The following is a 14,252-nucleotide window of genomic DNA, read 5'->3' on the forward strand; positions in this document are numbered from 1 at the left end:
TGTTGAAATAGCCGGACCCTCCCGGCTTTCCATATCCTTAAATAACCTTGAACACCAAACCTTCTGGCGCTAGAAAAACCATATTCCATGCAGCAGACCTATCAATTATCCTACTTTGAAAAACTGATCAGAATTGATCTTAAATCCGAATTCCAGCAACACAAGAAACCGGATCGTAATTATCTTACTGCAATCGTTGACGAGGCGACAAAGCATAAAGACCGGCTAATACAGGAATTCAGTCAACAGCTTTATAATCTTGGAAAGCGGAAACGGGCTAGGCATGTACAGAATCATCAACACCAGCTTATACTGTTGATGGACTTGACCACCGAACACCTGGACACAGACGACATTTTGAGCCGAACGGATGCCCCTCCGAATGACTCCTGGCGGTACCTGTACAGATTTTTATACAAGATACTGGCCGAAATCCTTTCTTTCATCGAAAGTCAGTACCCTCAAAATATGGATATAGACTGCAAAATTCCTGACGCTTATCTGTACCTGGTACGAGAAGGCTACGCAGCAGCCATGATGCTGTTGCAGGAAAAATCCGAAGATGGAGAGGTTGAATCTTCATTAATTCCCATACTGATACAACCTTTTGAGGACTTCCTCGAAATAGAACACCCTGGACAATTCATCAGTTACAGCCACCTGCATTATTTAACGAAACTTAGTATCCAGATTCGTAAGATCCTAGACAGTTCCCGCTGTGAAAAGACAATCACAGAAAGTATAGAATGGGAACTGCATGTTTTAAACTTCAACTCACCAGCTTACCTGCAATACTGGACAGACCGCACCAGTAAAGAAATTGAGCAGCTACCATCCTCACGCGACCGGCTAAACCGGTTAGTCTACCTACAGAAAAAAATTGCTCAGACTCGCACTAAACCGGGAATTAGTTTAAACAGACTTCACGACTCACTACAAAATCAGCTTCTGTGCTGGCTTTCGGCTGAAATAGTATACCAGGAAAAAGTGGAGGTTATTTCCCAGTCAATCCATTCGATAGGAGAACTTGACCGGTGGAAAGATTTTAAAGTTCAGACTGGCTTTTCAGTTCCACAGATGGGCGCTATTCTGAAACTCCTTTTTGACAGTGGGTACTACCTAAACAAAAACAAAACGGAGCTGCTGGACTTCTTTTCTTTTTTCTTCACCTCAGCCAAGCAGGACGCGGTTTCCAGTCAAAGCCTGCGAAGCCATTTTTATAAAGATAGTGCCGCAGTATCCAGAGCTGTACAGGAAATCCTGGGAGAACTGCTGGACATCTCACAGAAAGGCATCAACGTTTTATGCTGTTTTATCTGGAACCTGTATGTTTTCCATGATTTTCTTCCGCTAAGTGACTGGTTAGACCTATTCTAAAATAAATTTTAAAAATTTTTCTTCCTAATAATCAATGTGTTACAGGGGGTTGTGTATACCCCCGTGACTGTTTTTGTGTTCAAAAAGAATATTCTTTTGCTGCTGTATCAAACAAACATAAATCTTATGGCAGCAGAAATCCTAACACGTGAAGATCTGGCGATTTTCAAAGTTGAATTATTCAAAGAACTACGGGAAGTGATAGGTTCCCACCCGGCACAGCCCCGCAAATGGTTAAAGTCCTACGAAGTCAAGGACCTGCTCAACATCTCCTCCGGCACACTTCAGAACATGCGTATCAACGGCACCCTTGCCTATACGAAGATCGGCGGCCTGATATTCTACGACTATGAGGACATACAAAAACTCATGACTGCAACCGGACCGCATAAACGCTCCTGATGCCGGTGTTACCAGCACATACGAACTATATAAAGCATCTGAACTCCTTCTTTGCAAAAGTTTGGACAGATGATCGTCTGAATTCAAATCACATCAGTTTGTATATGGCTTTATTTCAAATCTGGAATCAATACCGCTTCAGTAGCCCGTTTCCGATTATTCGGGAAGAGGTCATGAGGTTATCCAGGATAAAGTCAAAGGATACTTATGTGAAATGTTTACGACAGCTCCACGACCGTGCTTATATAGTTTATCAGCCATCAGGTCAGATGTTCGCTCCGAGTCTGGTTTCAATTATTCCACTAAACATCATTTTGTCAGAGGAAGAGAGTCAGCAATTATTTCTTTTTTCTCCGCAGCATTATGAGCCTGAAAAGTTGGAAAAATTAGCAGAAATCAGACAAGCTATCGGACCTAAAATTATGCCCCATATGTGGCCTAAAATTATGCCCGGACAGGGGCCTAAAAATATACCCGATACGGGCCTAAAATTAGGTCTCTTTAATAAACAAATAAACAATAATAAACATGAGGGAGAAAACAGGCTCCCGCCCTCAAAAAAAAATAAAGATGAAACAGGTAAAAAAAATGACCTGCCACATAAGGACGCACCCCGCGCGGAAAATTCCAAAGAAGATCAACGGGAGCTCCCGACCTTATCCCAGGTCCAGGACTTTTTTAACTCCCACAAGTACGCACCACTGGAAGGTGACAAGTTTTTTCATCATTACCAGGCAAACGGCTGGCGGCAGGGTGGACAAACCCTGATTCTGGACTGGCAGTCAGCGGCTCATAAATGGATGCTCAACATTCACGCACAAACGCAAACAAACCATGACAAACATACCAAATCAACACACGGAGCAGGACGACTCCACTCCAATGAAAACAAAAACTATTCAGACCCCTTATGATTACCACCTGCTCATGCAGCAGTTGGAAGAACATGGGAAAACTGTCTATGGCCCGGCCTTTAAGATCGAAGAAATAGACCGCCCTGTTGTACTGAAGTTGCTGGCGTATTTCTTACAAGACGAGGAAGTGGCTAAATTCGAGGGATTAGACCTTCAGAAAGGGATACTCCTCACCGGGAGGATTGGATGCGGTAAAACGTCCTTAATTACGCTAATGCGACCCCTTTCGGCAGACTCCTATATGCCGCATATGGTTTCCTGCCGTGAAATCAGTTTTGAGTTTAGCAAAATCGGCTACGATATTATCAGCAGATATAGTCGAAACGCCTTCTTTCCATACACTGACACGCCCCGCGTTCATTGCTTTGATGACCTGGGCGTTGAGCAGCCGGTAAACCACTGGGGGAATAGCTGTAACGTAATGGCCGAAATTCTGCTGTCCAGGTATGACCTGTGGATCTCCAAAAAAATGCTCACCCATATTACCACAAATCTGAATAGCCAGGAATTGGAAGACCACTATGGTAACCGGCTACGGAGCAGATTGCGTTCCATGTTCAATCTGATTGCCTTCGATCCCTCGACGGCTGACAAAAGGCGCTAGAGCTACTTACCCATTTATTCAAACCATAATTACAGATACAGTCGGTACTATTGGATAAACAACCTAAGCTTTGACTTGTCCCATGGAGTTGTGAATTCTATACCCCATTTGCTTTGCTGGATTCAAGAGAATTATAACATGGCAATGACGGCCCTAACAATGGCTATGATTTCTGGTTGATTTTGAAATGGAAGAAGTGGTGGTTCGTTCACGGGTTCTAGTTGGGAGCGAATTTAGGCCAATTATTTTAAGATGTTAACTAATGACGATTTGATTTTCTGGTAAAGATGGAAATATAATGAACGTATGGAGGCTCACTATTGCGAATTGGAAAATCTAATTAGTTTAAATAATTAAAGTTTCCAAGTGTAGGAGCCTCCATACACTTTCCCCTTTACGTTTCTGATTGCAAGCTTCTGTTCCGTCCAATCTCCAGGTAAATAAAGATTAGGTTCTAGGCCTTCGTTTATTAGTCCTTTGTAGACTTGCTCAGTCAATAGAATGGCGGGGTAGGTGTACTCCTCAACATTTTTTTTAAGAGATATGACTTGTCTTGATCTGAAAAAAGATATTCCATTCTCAATCTTTACGCCAGAAAGAAATTCCGATTCTGTTACTGAAAGCGGTTTGGGTTGGTATAGGTATGTTGATGCTGGAAATTGATATTTGCCTGTTGGAGTATTTAATCTATATGGCTGGGATTGAGAAAAATAATCAGATAATATGGATTTTACATTAAGTTCATACATTGTTCTTGTTATTTTTTTATTACCCATATCTGTCAATCGAGACGCTATATTAGCCGGAATTCCAGCCCAGACCAATCCTCTGTTTGGTTGATTTTCTTTTCCTTTTCTTGGAACGCCCACTTTTGTAATCTGCATTTTTCCATGGTCGATTCCAATTCCGCATTTAAAATCAACACCTTTGAACTTTTCATTGATTATTTTCGCTACATGGTTAATAGAAATTGCACATCTTATTGCATTAGTGAAACATTTTTCTTGAGGAAAGACAATCATAACCCTGTCGCCAATGATGTTACGTGTATGGCCACCATGATGCCTGGCTGCCTTTATTACTCCTTTAGTAAAAGCGGTATATATTTTCCCCATGACTTTTGAACTGTGCTTTTCTGTGAGTAAGACAGAGTTTCTGATATCCACATATAATACACATGAGGTAAGTTCTTTCCCTTTCTTTTCTTTATTCTTTTCATAGCTTAATCCTGAATCATCAGAAGGAGGAACAGTTTCTGTATCATTATAAACAAAGTCTGTATTGGTAATGTCATTCACATCTTCTTCTATTTCAGACATTATTGATTTTAAACCCATAATACTTAGCTTTATCTTGGATATTTAATTCTAAAAAATTGATTATAAGAGATCCCTTGTAGTTGACCAGGAGGGATGAGCCTACCAAAGTGTGACCAATAATTAATGTTGCCTAACGGACTTTTGTAAAATTCCCTTATTGGACTATCGTCAAAATAATTAATACAATTTGCTTCACTAATGCTTTCTAAACGAAATAGTTCTGTCAACGGCTTCCCAATAATTGTGTACTCATTATAAAAACCTGATTTGTTTTTGAAATAGTTAATGGTTCCAGCATGAAATGCAATCTTCGATGCGTGTTTCGTCTTAATTGTCTTTTCAATTATTTCTTTGGCTGCTATATTTGCTGCATTAATACAGTCCGCAAAATCTTCACACATAAAAGGGGGGCCAAAAATGCAAACAATGCCGTCTCCTATTATTTTATCAACCTCGCCACCATATTTGTAGATGATAGGAATAACAGTTCGGTAATATTCGTCAAAATATTCCCCAATTTCCTCTCCATTTAAATGTGAAAATTGAGTTGAGAAATTACAAATGTCAATGAATAGCAGGGCTACTTCGGCAGGAAGGCCAAAGTCAAAATAACGTGTGAACTCTGGGCCAAGTTCTGCAAGGGAGCTTGAAAGTGCTTTCTCAAGCCAAAAAGAGTTACTGTTTGCTATACTCTGCAGAGAGCCTTTAAATTTTGAAAGTTTGCTGTTTTTATGATAGGTGCAGTTTAGTTTTTGAACAAGATCCAGATTGGGCATTGGCTTATTTAATATTGCTTATGAAATATATAATTACCGCAGTTACCAATATCAATAAGCTAATACCAAAGCACCATACCGATATTCCCGTGCAGATATATTTGCTGTTGGTTACCTTCGCAATGCTATGGATTTGCTCAGTTAAATGATCTGTGTATTTATCTTCATCATCTAGTATAGAGTGGGCAGCTCGTTTGTACTCACTTGCTGAAGTGTATTTTTCTTGTATATGCCTAAAATATAAAATTGACGTTGGATTTCTATTTCTTAGCCGTGGTCTTACTGCCAATATAGCAGCGATAATTGATATAAGGCTTAATGAACCAAATAATACTACAAAAGTTAGGGTGGTTGTGGAGTTTGTCAATGATGCAAAAACGGAATTTGCATTTGTATAAAATATTGTGAATAACACGCCGTAACTAGTAAGTATAATACTTGCTTTTGTTTCTGAAAACCTCAACCATTCAATGTTGTTTTGTAGGATTAACCAGTATCGCTCTCCATGGTCAGCTGGAATAGACATCGTATTCTGGTTTGGTGTTGAGGATGTGTTTGGAGAGGGGGTATTTGCCGTTGCACTTCTTTGTGGTCCAGGAGTTGGACTCGAAGTGTGAGAATTAGAGTTCATCGAAAGGTCTGTTTAATCAATAAATGAAATATCTACTACCTTAACAATAGTATAAAAAATGCCACTGTTAGAATAGTTAATAATAAATAATAATAGTACCTATAGGCTTACCTAGAGATTATGCATATTTAGCCCTATTTTTTAGAGTTTAAATATTGCTCTTAAAATAGTTCTTACTAGTTTTTACTCTATTGGGATTACTTTTCATCGATTAGACTAAGTTGAAAAGGTAGTCCATATGTTCGGCAGTAATCTTTAAGGAAGTCGTACCAGTTGTCGTATCGCTCCATCATCGCATTGGCATCATCTCTAAATTTTTTAAGACTTTCTAGGCCTTTGGGAGTGAGGTGTTGAAAAAATTTAGCGTGTCGATTACCATCGGGCATTGCATGTTTTCTCAAAAATGGTAATACCTCTTTTTTGAATCGCAGATAGATCAAGGTGATAACAATTTTAGCGACTACACTCGGCTTGGCATAGTTATTAGGATTTTTATCAGTCCATCCGCGTAGACGAAATATATTCTTGAAGAATGGATTTTCATTGGAAAATACTGGTTCATATGGTTGCCTCAAAGCTGTAATTTCTGCTTCGAGTTCTTCAAGGGAGGTTTTCTCTCCTCCTTGTAATTCAATTACTTCTTTTGCACGATTTCGCTTTCTTTCAACATCCTCTTTGGCTAACTGATCTGCACCTTTCGATAATAATTGAATCAGTTGCAGTTGTATCTGAACGTCATGTATAGGTTCATTGTTATTCATCATTCCTGACTCAATATCAGGATCAGCTTCTGCTTTAGAAACGTTTGCTCTTTTTTTATCCATGTTAATACTAATTATAGATTTCTTTTTTTTGCTTCTGTAGACTTTCAGAAGTTATTTCCTCATTCCATGGGATTTCCATTAAATTCGTTGCCTCTGCAATACCCGGAGAAGTTTTGCGAGCCATGGCCCAATACTTACCACTGTTTCTGGAATCAAAAGCTTGAAATAAGTATATCATACTATAGTGGACGTGATTTTCTTCTGCGAATTGCTTAACATAGGTTTCATCTTGTAAATACTTCTTGATGTAAGTAGATTTTTCCACAGAGAATAAATAAGTTCTCGCAAAGTTATCAGCCATTTTATCGCGCTCCTTTACTGTTAATGGAATATCATCGCCATCTTCTGTGATATGATATGAATTTGTCGAAATGTCCTCTAGATCAAACAATACGTGATATAATTCATGCATCAAAGCAAACCATAGTGTGCCATAAAAGCCCATTAAATCCGTTAGGACTATGCATGGAGTTGTATTTATGGTCATTGTAGCTCCCCTTAGCTGCAAAGTTGGCATCGGAGGTTGATATATAACCGTTATGCCTAGTTTGTAAAGTGATCTTATTACCTCAATTAGTCCTTTTTCAACATTTGTGCAGTGCCATCGAATTTGAGGAATATATTCAATCAATTGCTGTCTGTGATATGGGTAAGGGTTGTCTAGTTCTTCAAACATCCATTTGGCAGTGGTGATCCAGAGAGCTCTAGTAAGTTCATTCTTTGGTTGGATTATTCCGGCACTAAATGCCACATGGTTTTCTGGCTTGCGGTACTCATATATAGAGTTAAGGCCAAGTCGATTTAATAACTTATTTTCGATATGCTTAAAATCACCTAAAGTATTAATAAAGCCAGCTTTCCTTAATACAGCGAGATCAAAGTTTTCTTTAATAAATCGTATTTTTTCAGTTGATACTTCATTATTTGAGATGTATTTCTCAAGTGCAATTGCATATAGTTTGACAACACGGTCTAGTGGTAGTTGTAAAAAGTTAGCAAGTTTTACTAGGTTGGTGAAATCAACCATTTTTTGTGTGCCATCAAGGATGCCGTCTAATGCACGTGATTGCATTTCCAGCAACGGTAAAACGGCATTTGTTGATGTATCTAGGTTTCTTATCCTTTCTTCGAACAAATCTCTTAGTGACTCTTCTGGTCGAAAGAGATTGTTTATTAATTCGTTAGCAAATTCGTTATCCGGCATTTTTGGCTAAAGTTCTTGTTTCTTGTAAATTTACAAGACAAATGTAGTTTATTTTTTCATTTTGCTTGTAAAGTTACAAGAAATTGTTTTCCACATTGTGTGAAAAATTAATTGTTCAACTTAAATAATGATTATATGCGTATTGCCATAATGAAAGCGTAGATCTAAGCGGTTTATAGGTCTCGCTTCGGCCTCAGTCGGCAAAAAGGGCGCCAGTCCGCTACGCCCCTCCGCTTCGCTCCGGGGCTTCGCTCCCTGTCACCCTTTTTGCGCTCCTTCGTCCTCCGCTCGGGCAGCTCTCGGTCTTGCTCATTTCTTACGATGCTGTGTCCCCGCTAGGACCGCAATCCCTTCGCTGCCCACTTTGTCCGCCCCCCGCCTCCGCCCCCTGTATCGTCCTAAAATAAGTTTACAAATTTTGCAAATAAGTCCTAAAATAAGTTTGCGTTTTGTTATTAATCCGATTCTTCCTTTACAACTGTCTTTCTATGATAATAATTTTTCCATAACCTTGTTGTTTCAACTTGATTGTGATGAACAAAATTAGGATACAAGTTGCTAATGCTCATATGTGGTCTGTCATTATTATATAAGCCTACAACATCATGTAATAAATTGCAGGCCTCCTTAATGGATTCTACCTGGTATGCACTCAGATATTCGTTTTTGAGTATTCCATTTATTCTTTCGGCTATGGCATTGTCTCTTGGATCACCTGATTCGGTCATGCTAATATCAATTTCATTATCTTGTAACAGTTTTACGTATTGATTACTGCAATATTGAATGCCACGGTCACTATGATGGCAAAGTGGCAAACGACTACCCAAAATTAACTTGAGTGTCCTTACGGCCATTTGTAATGCCTGCAGACATCCCACTGCTTCCAAATTATCAGCGACATGGTAACCCACAATTTTCTTAGAGTAAGCATCCGTAACCAGACTTATGTACAGATGTCTGTCATCATTAATTTTCCAATAGGTTATATCACTTACCCAAATTTGATTGGGCCTTGACGGAACTATACCCGTGATTAAGTTGGGATATTTTCTAAACCAATGCTTAGACATAGTTGTCATTGCTTTCCTTTTTCTACGCCTGATTAATAAATTGTTCCTGGCTAATAAATCGAATAGGGCATCTCTACCCATTTTAATTTGATGCGATTTAAGAAATGGGTCTATTTTTCCATAAATTTTACGCACCCCCAGCTTCGGATGTAGCGTGCGTATAGCATTTATTTCTTTTAATACCAGGCTTTCTTCTATGCCAACCTCTATTTGTCTGTAACTATCCTGGTAATAGGCCTGACGGGTAATACCAAACCAACCGCATAACCTGGCCAGACTTATGCGAGAATATTGTTCCTTTATAAGTGCTATGGTTTGGTACTGTACTTTTTTCTGATATTTATTTTAAACTCTTTTTCAGCAATATCAACCATGGTAGAAAAGGCAATAGCTTTCATTTCGGCGTCTTTTAGTTGCTTCTCCAATTCAGTAATACGCTTTTCCAATTGCTTTTTCTCGAAATCGTTATTAGCAGATTGATTTGGTTTTGTTGCTATTAGAAAGGAGCTTTGATCAGGTAATCTACGTTTTTTCTCCGATGTCTCATATCCCAATTCCCGCATCCATTTCAAAATCTTACCATGTTCTTCCATTTGACCAGTATATTCTTCCCAGATAGATTGTTTCGTTCTATTTGAGCTCAAAAAGGCCTGAATGATAAGATGCTTGTCGCTTTCCTGATAGTAACCTTCCCTAAGTTTGACGATTTTCATCATTTTTTACACGTTTTGTGTAAACCTATTTTAGGACAAGACACCCGGCCTTTCATTTTTGATTTTGCCGTCCGCTCCGCTCCCGGCGAGACATATGTCGAAGGCGCGGCTTGCTGTGGCTTCGCCTCACTTGCCCTGCGCTTGCCCTTCACTCGCCCCTCCGCTTCGCTACGGGGCTCGTTCCGGGCTTCGCTCCGGGCTGCGTTCGGCTCCCGCCACAGCAGCCGGGGGCGGTTGGGCGGCGGGGGCGGGGGCCTCCACTAATCTACGATCAAATCAACGGCGCCACCTGGATGCTATAACCCCAACGGCTCGACGATAACAGCGGAGATATAAATGGGAGATGGTAGCGGAGATCGAAATTTGAACAAAGAAAAATCGAAAAAAGGAAAGCAAAGATCGGAACGGAAATGAAAATAGGAAAAAGACTACGGCATAAAGCTTTAGAATATGGGCTCAACTTCTGATCCTGCACCAGCGACATCAAGTAAATCAGCTTTTGTGCTACACGAATTTATTCCGTTTCCTTTTTCTCTTTTCATTTTGCCGTTCCGGGAAGATGGCTTTCTTTTTTTCTGTTTTTCTTTGTCAAAATTTTTTATGAAAGCCCGTATATGATAGTAGCGATGATTGGTGCGGTTGGCCATTGTTCGCTTCCCCTGGCATACGGTATCATCGCCGGCGCTGTATCTATTTCGGCAGCCATAACGATTCACGTTAATCGCGTAGGCATCTCCACAGAGTAGCTTTATCCAACCTGCAGTATTATTGATAATAGCGGATAGGGCATGAGAATAAGGGAGCGCGAACCTGAGCTTCAGAACCTTGATCAACTTTTGTTTATCGCGCTGCGTCCGTGCCAAAAGATGATGGGGGCAGCTTTTAGTTAAGTGCTTGGCATCCGATCTTTGACCAGCGAAAGAATATGGGCCGATCAGCTGTTACCCATCATCTATTTGTCCCGGACGTTCCTGTTTTTTGTTGTTTACTGGCGTTAACCAGCGTGTATAAATGATTTCTGACGGGAAATCTTCTGACTGGGAAAAAGCGGATAAAGGAGCGTTTATAGTTAACCGTTAACATATAAGTAACAGCTAAGCACGCATTGCCATAACTCCTCGCAACCGAACAACCCCACCAATCGAGGCCCCACACCTGGGGCCTGACTGGTACCATAAAATCAATAACATACGGATCCCCTTGCCATGATAAGCAGGTAGTCAAAATGAGAATTAAATTATTATGGATTGGGTAGAGGTGGAGTTTACAGCCTATAGCGCCTTTTTGGCTCTTAGTTTATATCTTTTTCTTACTTCTTTGAGATCTTTTAATAAAAGCTCAATGTTGCCGTAATATTTGAGGCTCATTTCTTCTTTAATTCGCCGAGCCTCGGCCACGGCGTCATACGGTTTGTCTTGTTTCATGGCAGATCTGGTTTTAAGATTTCTCTTGGTGTCCGAATGTCAATTGTTCGGTAACCCATCTGCAAGTTAATGGAATTATACATTTTAATCCTGTTTAGATTAACGAGGTGTTTGAAATTCCAACTGGCAAGCACATCAGCATTTTGCAAGGTTGCCAAAGCGATATGTAAGGCATCGTTATGGCATTTGTTAGTTAATGCGCCTTGCTCAATATATGCCTGTGCTAATTGCGCGGCTTTCAATGTTGTTTTGATTTCAATTTTAAATCTTGTTGGAACCTCATCAGGTTTGCTAAGTATATTGGGCCCTGCCCGTTCTAATTCTGCTTTTACAACATCTGAAAGTATGAGCTTACTTGTACCAGATTTAAATTCTTCAAAGAGGGCATTGCTATATACCTCAAATTCTTTGTCGAAACACCCTCCAATAACGGAGGTGTCAGTATAAATATTTAACATATGTGGGTTAACTAAAGGTTTTTCAATTTTGATTAGCGGCTTCTCAGATAGTCCGTAAGCATTTCCTTATACTTATCTGACAGATGGTGGGGTGTAGGCGATTTCTCTTTTATTGTTATGTTAAGTGCGTTATCCTGGACAGTGATTTGAACCGTGTCGCCTATCTCAAAGCCGGCTTTTTCCAGCCATACTCCTGAAAGGCTAATCCAAGGAGAACATCTGCAATCATTTAGCCTTGAAAAGGCTTTGTAGGTAATTTTGTGAATTCTGCTTTTGTGTTCCATAAGACTTAATTTTTTAATTATTTTATACTACAAATGTAGTCTTTTGGACTCATATAAAAAAGTCTAAAAGGGCTTATTTGATTAAAATAGTGTCATATTAACGTCATTATTTGAGTCTTATGGGTATTTAAAGAGTTATATTACACTCTTTGTAAGTGTAGGTGTTGTATGTATTTTTTAATGTATGTGTAAGCGGGGTTGACTTCAACTTTTACTTTAAAGTCCTATTTTTAGTGAAATCACAATGCTTTATGTCATTCGGAGAAAGACTAACACTATCCAGAAAACGGAAGAATTTAACTCAGGACCAGTTGGGAACCGCTATAGGTACAAATCGGGATATGGTAGGGAAATACGAAAGGGATGCTACAGTGCCTTCGATAGATACAGCTGGCAAAATGGCTGACGTTTTAAGCGTATCACTTGACTATTTGGTTCGGAACATCAACCCTGAAGCCGAAACTGCTTCGAACCTTTCACCTTTACTTTTAGGGAAATTAGAAAACCTTGAAAAGTTATCAATAAAGGATCAGGAATATTTGATGGCGGTAATTGACGCTTTTATTGCCAAATCAAAGCTTGAATCAATCATGAAATAAAAAAAGCCTTCGCAGACGCGAAGGCCGAACAATACACCAAACAAATCCTATAGGTAACCAACACCTTATGGACAAGCTTTTCTAAAGGCTTTAACTTCCTTCTTCTTCGTGGACCGCTGCCTGGCTTACGCCGCTCATAACGGTTCCGGCTACAGCCAGATAACCGGCAATCTTAGCGACAATGACCGGCAACGCAGGAACGCCCAACAAAGCGCCACTGATGGCAGTTAGGATCAAACCTATATTTCTGACCTTACCGAAAAAAGGAGGCGTTTTTGCCACAAATCTTTGTGTAAGTTTCATACAACCAAATTTAAAGGGTGAACAAAATCAGATACCATCTTGGATCTTACGGGGTAACCGGTAAGCCGGACACCTCCACCATTGACAGCGCATTGAATGCACCATTCCGCAGACTGTAAAGGGCTCCATTGATTAGCTGGAAGAACTCAACACCCAGGACTAAGAAAATGGGGTGCGTGCTGCCGGCGGTCAGGGTGACCTGTTGGCTCATCGCCAATGGCGGGGCTGCTTCCAGCGCGATATCACTAGAATCAGCATAGCCATTGACGAAGGTTTCAGCCTCGAAATCAATAGCTGCAGCTCCGACCCTGATTTTACAGTGAGTAGCGGCAGCAGGTGCTGAAACCATGTTGAGGGCATCGAATACCGGAATGTTGACGGTTGCCGTACCGGCCGCGCGATCAATTACTGCAGTATAGGGCGCAAAAATGGTAGACCCTAACCGCGCATTACTGTTAAATTCAAAGCCTTTCAGCAATTCCGCCTCCCCATCGATCACGTTACGCTGACCTCTGGCGTTAGTCGCATCCGCCTGGATAACCTTCACCATCATACGTGTAAGTCTGCCAGTTACATAACTGTCACTTACATTCATCAGCAATGGACGGAAGGCAGTACGCAGCAGCTTTCCAGCTTTGCCGGCACGTCCGAATTCGGCCCCATTCTCACGGGTACGGACAAACGCCGGATCATTGGCAATCCTGTTTCCATCAACGCCGCCTTTTTCCCTGGCTAAATTCCCGGCTTTGGTCTTGTAAAAGGTGATATTACCAATCGTGCCTTTTAATGGGATAATTCCGCCTTGTTTTGCCATAAAACACAATTTTGGATTAATGATATAGGCTTTTCCATAGCCAAGCCTTACGGGCTCACATCTGCGCAGGATGCTGTAATTTTGATTACAACCACCAAACAAAAGCCGGTAGCCAATCCTACAAAATTTCCATTCCGATTATGCCAAAATCACATAAAATAGTACCTACTCGCATAGTGATTTATGCAAAAGATGTCATGAACATTACCGGCAGAAGTGAGCGAACGTCCAGGAAGATTTTACAGCAGATCCGGCAGGCTACCGGGAAAAAGCGGGGAGACATGATAACTATTATAGAGTTTTGCCAGTTTACCGGCATAGCTCAACACCTGGTCACGGACTTTTTACTATAGGGCCGATTTCAGTCTGAAACCCGTATCAGACGTGTATAAAGCGTGTGTAACTGTTAATAAGTTTTAGTGTGTTTTGTGCTGATTCAGCAATGCTTTTCGTATATTTGTAGTGGTTATAAGTTCTTTACAATCCAGCACAAAGTAAGCTATTCCAGAAGGATACAAATTCGGATACATAAG

Annotated in this window: 18 protein-coding genes; 6 read left to right on the forward strand and 12 right to left on the reverse strand. The window is 40.4% G+C overall.

Features of this window, described 5'->3' with window-relative positions:
* Positions 1-87: 87 nt before the first annotated feature.
* The 4 genes from DVR12_RS20340 (at position 88) to DVR12_RS20355 (ending at position 3,297) form a co-directional block, all read left to right on the forward strand.
* Complete coding sequence (locus tag DVR12_RS20340; RefSeq protein ID WP_116977634.1) at positions 88-1,377, forward strand: hypothetical protein; 1,290 nt, start codon at positions 88-90, stop codon at positions 1,375-1,377.
* A gap of 126 nt (positions 1,378-1,503) precedes the next feature.
* The gene (locus DVR12_RS20345; RefSeq protein ID WP_111594541.1) at positions 1,504-1,779 is read left to right on the forward strand and encodes a helix-turn-helix domain-containing protein; all 276 of its coding nucleotides are present in this window, start codon (positions 1,504-1,506) and stop codon (positions 1,777-1,779) included.
* Entirely contained in the window at positions 1,779-2,693 is a 915-nt protein-coding gene (locus DVR12_RS20350) for a hypothetical protein (protein ID WP_116977635.1), read from the forward strand. The genes DVR12_RS20345 and DVR12_RS20350 overlap by 1 nt, the downstream gene beginning before the upstream one ends.
* Positions 2,662-3,297, forward strand: coding sequence for an ATPase (locus DVR12_RS20355; RefSeq protein ID WP_116977636.1), 636 nt, complete (start codon positions 2,662-2,664; stop codon positions 3,295-3,297). Before DVR12_RS20350 ends, DVR12_RS20355 begins: the two co-directional genes overlap by 32 nt.
* Before the next feature lie 353 nt (positions 3,298-3,650).
* Here DVR12_RS20355 and DVR12_RS20360 read toward each other — a convergent pair whose 3' ends face one another.
* From DVR12_RS20360 to DVR12_RS20405, 10 genes are all read right to left on the reverse strand, one after another.
* Positions 3,651-4,634, reverse strand: a complete 984-nt coding sequence (locus DVR12_RS20360) for an adenylate/guanylate cyclase domain-containing protein (RefSeq protein WP_116977637.1) — start codon at positions 4,632-4,634, stop codon at positions 3,651-3,653.
* Between the two features lie 11 nt (positions 4,635-4,645).
* Positions 4,646-5,392 carry an adenylate/guanylate cyclase domain-containing protein gene (locus DVR12_RS20365; RefSeq protein WP_116977638.1) on the reverse strand — a complete coding sequence of 249 codons (747 nt, stop codon included), beginning with the start codon at positions 5,390-5,392 and terminating at the stop codon, positions 4,646-4,648.
* 4 nt (positions 5,393-5,396) lie between these two features.
* Positions 5,397-5,918 carry a Pycsar system effector family protein gene (locus tag DVR12_RS20370; RefSeq protein WP_116977639.1) on the reverse strand — a complete coding sequence of 174 codons (522 nt, stop codon included), beginning with the start codon at positions 5,916-5,918 and terminating at the stop codon, positions 5,397-5,399.
* A 302-nt stretch (positions 5,919-6,220) separates the two neighbouring features.
* Positions 6,221-6,847, reverse strand: coding sequence for a P63C domain-containing protein (locus DVR12_RS20375; protein ID WP_116977640.1), 627 nt, complete (start codon positions 6,845-6,847; stop codon positions 6,221-6,223).
* A 7-nt stretch (positions 6,848-6,854) separates the two neighbouring features.
* On the reverse strand, positions 6,855-8,051 hold the full coding sequence (locus DVR12_RS20380; protein WP_116977641.1) for an ImmA/IrrE family metallo-endopeptidase: 1,197 nt from the start codon (positions 8,049-8,051) through the stop codon (positions 6,855-6,857).
* 455 nt (positions 8,052-8,506) lie between these two features.
* Complete coding sequence (locus DVR12_RS20385; protein WP_116977642.1) at positions 8,507-9,436, reverse strand: IS3 family transposase; 930 nt, start codon at positions 9,434-9,436, stop codon at positions 8,507-8,509.
* A complete protein-coding gene (locus DVR12_RS20390) occupies positions 9,433-9,840 on the reverse strand; it encodes a hypothetical protein (protein ID WP_116977643.1) in 408 nt (135 codons plus the stop codon). The genes DVR12_RS20385 and DVR12_RS20390 overlap by 4 nt, the downstream gene beginning before the upstream one ends.
* 1,268 nt (positions 9,841-11,108) lie before the next feature.
* Positions 11,109-11,261: a hypothetical protein gene (locus DVR12_RS27640; protein ID WP_158563317.1), complete on the reverse strand. Its 153-nt coding sequence runs from the start codon at positions 11,259-11,261 to the stop codon at positions 11,109-11,111.
* Complete coding sequence (locus DVR12_RS20400) at positions 11,258-11,719, reverse strand: PIN domain-containing protein (protein ID WP_116977645.1); 462 nt, start codon at positions 11,717-11,719, stop codon at positions 11,258-11,260. Before DVR12_RS20400 ends, DVR12_RS27640 begins: the two co-directional genes overlap by 4 nt.
* Positions 11,720-11,751: 32 nt before the next feature.
* Positions 11,752-12,003 carry a SymE family type I addiction module toxin gene (locus DVR12_RS20405; RefSeq protein WP_116977646.1) on the reverse strand — a complete coding sequence of 84 codons (252 nt, stop codon included), beginning with the start codon at positions 12,001-12,003 and terminating at the stop codon, positions 11,752-11,754.
* A gap of 251 nt (positions 12,004-12,254) precedes the next feature.
* Between DVR12_RS20405 and DVR12_RS20410 the strand changes: the two genes are divergently transcribed.
* Positions 12,255-12,602: a helix-turn-helix domain-containing protein gene (locus tag DVR12_RS20410; protein WP_116977647.1), complete on the forward strand. Its 348-nt coding sequence runs from the start codon at positions 12,255-12,257 to the stop codon at positions 12,600-12,602.
* 90 nt (positions 12,603-12,692) lie between these two features.
* On the opposite strand, the gene DVR12_RS20415 is transcribed toward DVR12_RS20410, so the two are convergent.
* Together DVR12_RS20415 and DVR12_RS20420 are read right to left on the reverse strand one after the other, a co-directional pair.
* Positions 12,693-12,905 carry a hypothetical protein gene (locus tag DVR12_RS20415; RefSeq protein ID WP_116977648.1) on the reverse strand — a complete coding sequence of 71 codons (213 nt, stop codon included), beginning with the start codon at positions 12,903-12,905 and terminating at the stop codon, positions 12,693-12,695.
* A gap of 46 nt (positions 12,906-12,951) precedes the next feature.
* On the reverse strand, positions 12,952-13,719 hold the full coding sequence (locus DVR12_RS20420; RefSeq protein WP_116977649.1) for a hypothetical protein: 768 nt from the start codon (positions 13,717-13,719) through the stop codon (positions 12,952-12,954).
* Between the two features lie 140 nt (positions 13,720-13,859).
* Here DVR12_RS20420 and DVR12_RS20425 point away from each other — a divergent pair, with 140 nt between their 5' ends.
* Entirely contained in the window at positions 13,860-14,072 is a 213-nt protein-coding gene (locus DVR12_RS20425) for a hypothetical protein (RefSeq protein ID WP_199417162.1), read from the forward strand.
* Positions 14,073-14,252 lie beyond the last annotated feature (180 nt).

It is taken from the genome of Chitinophaga silvatica, from assembly GCF_003419895.1.
Taxonomy (GTDB): domain Bacteria; phylum Bacteroidota; class Bacteroidia; order Chitinophagales; family Chitinophagaceae; genus Chitinophaga; species Chitinophaga silvatica.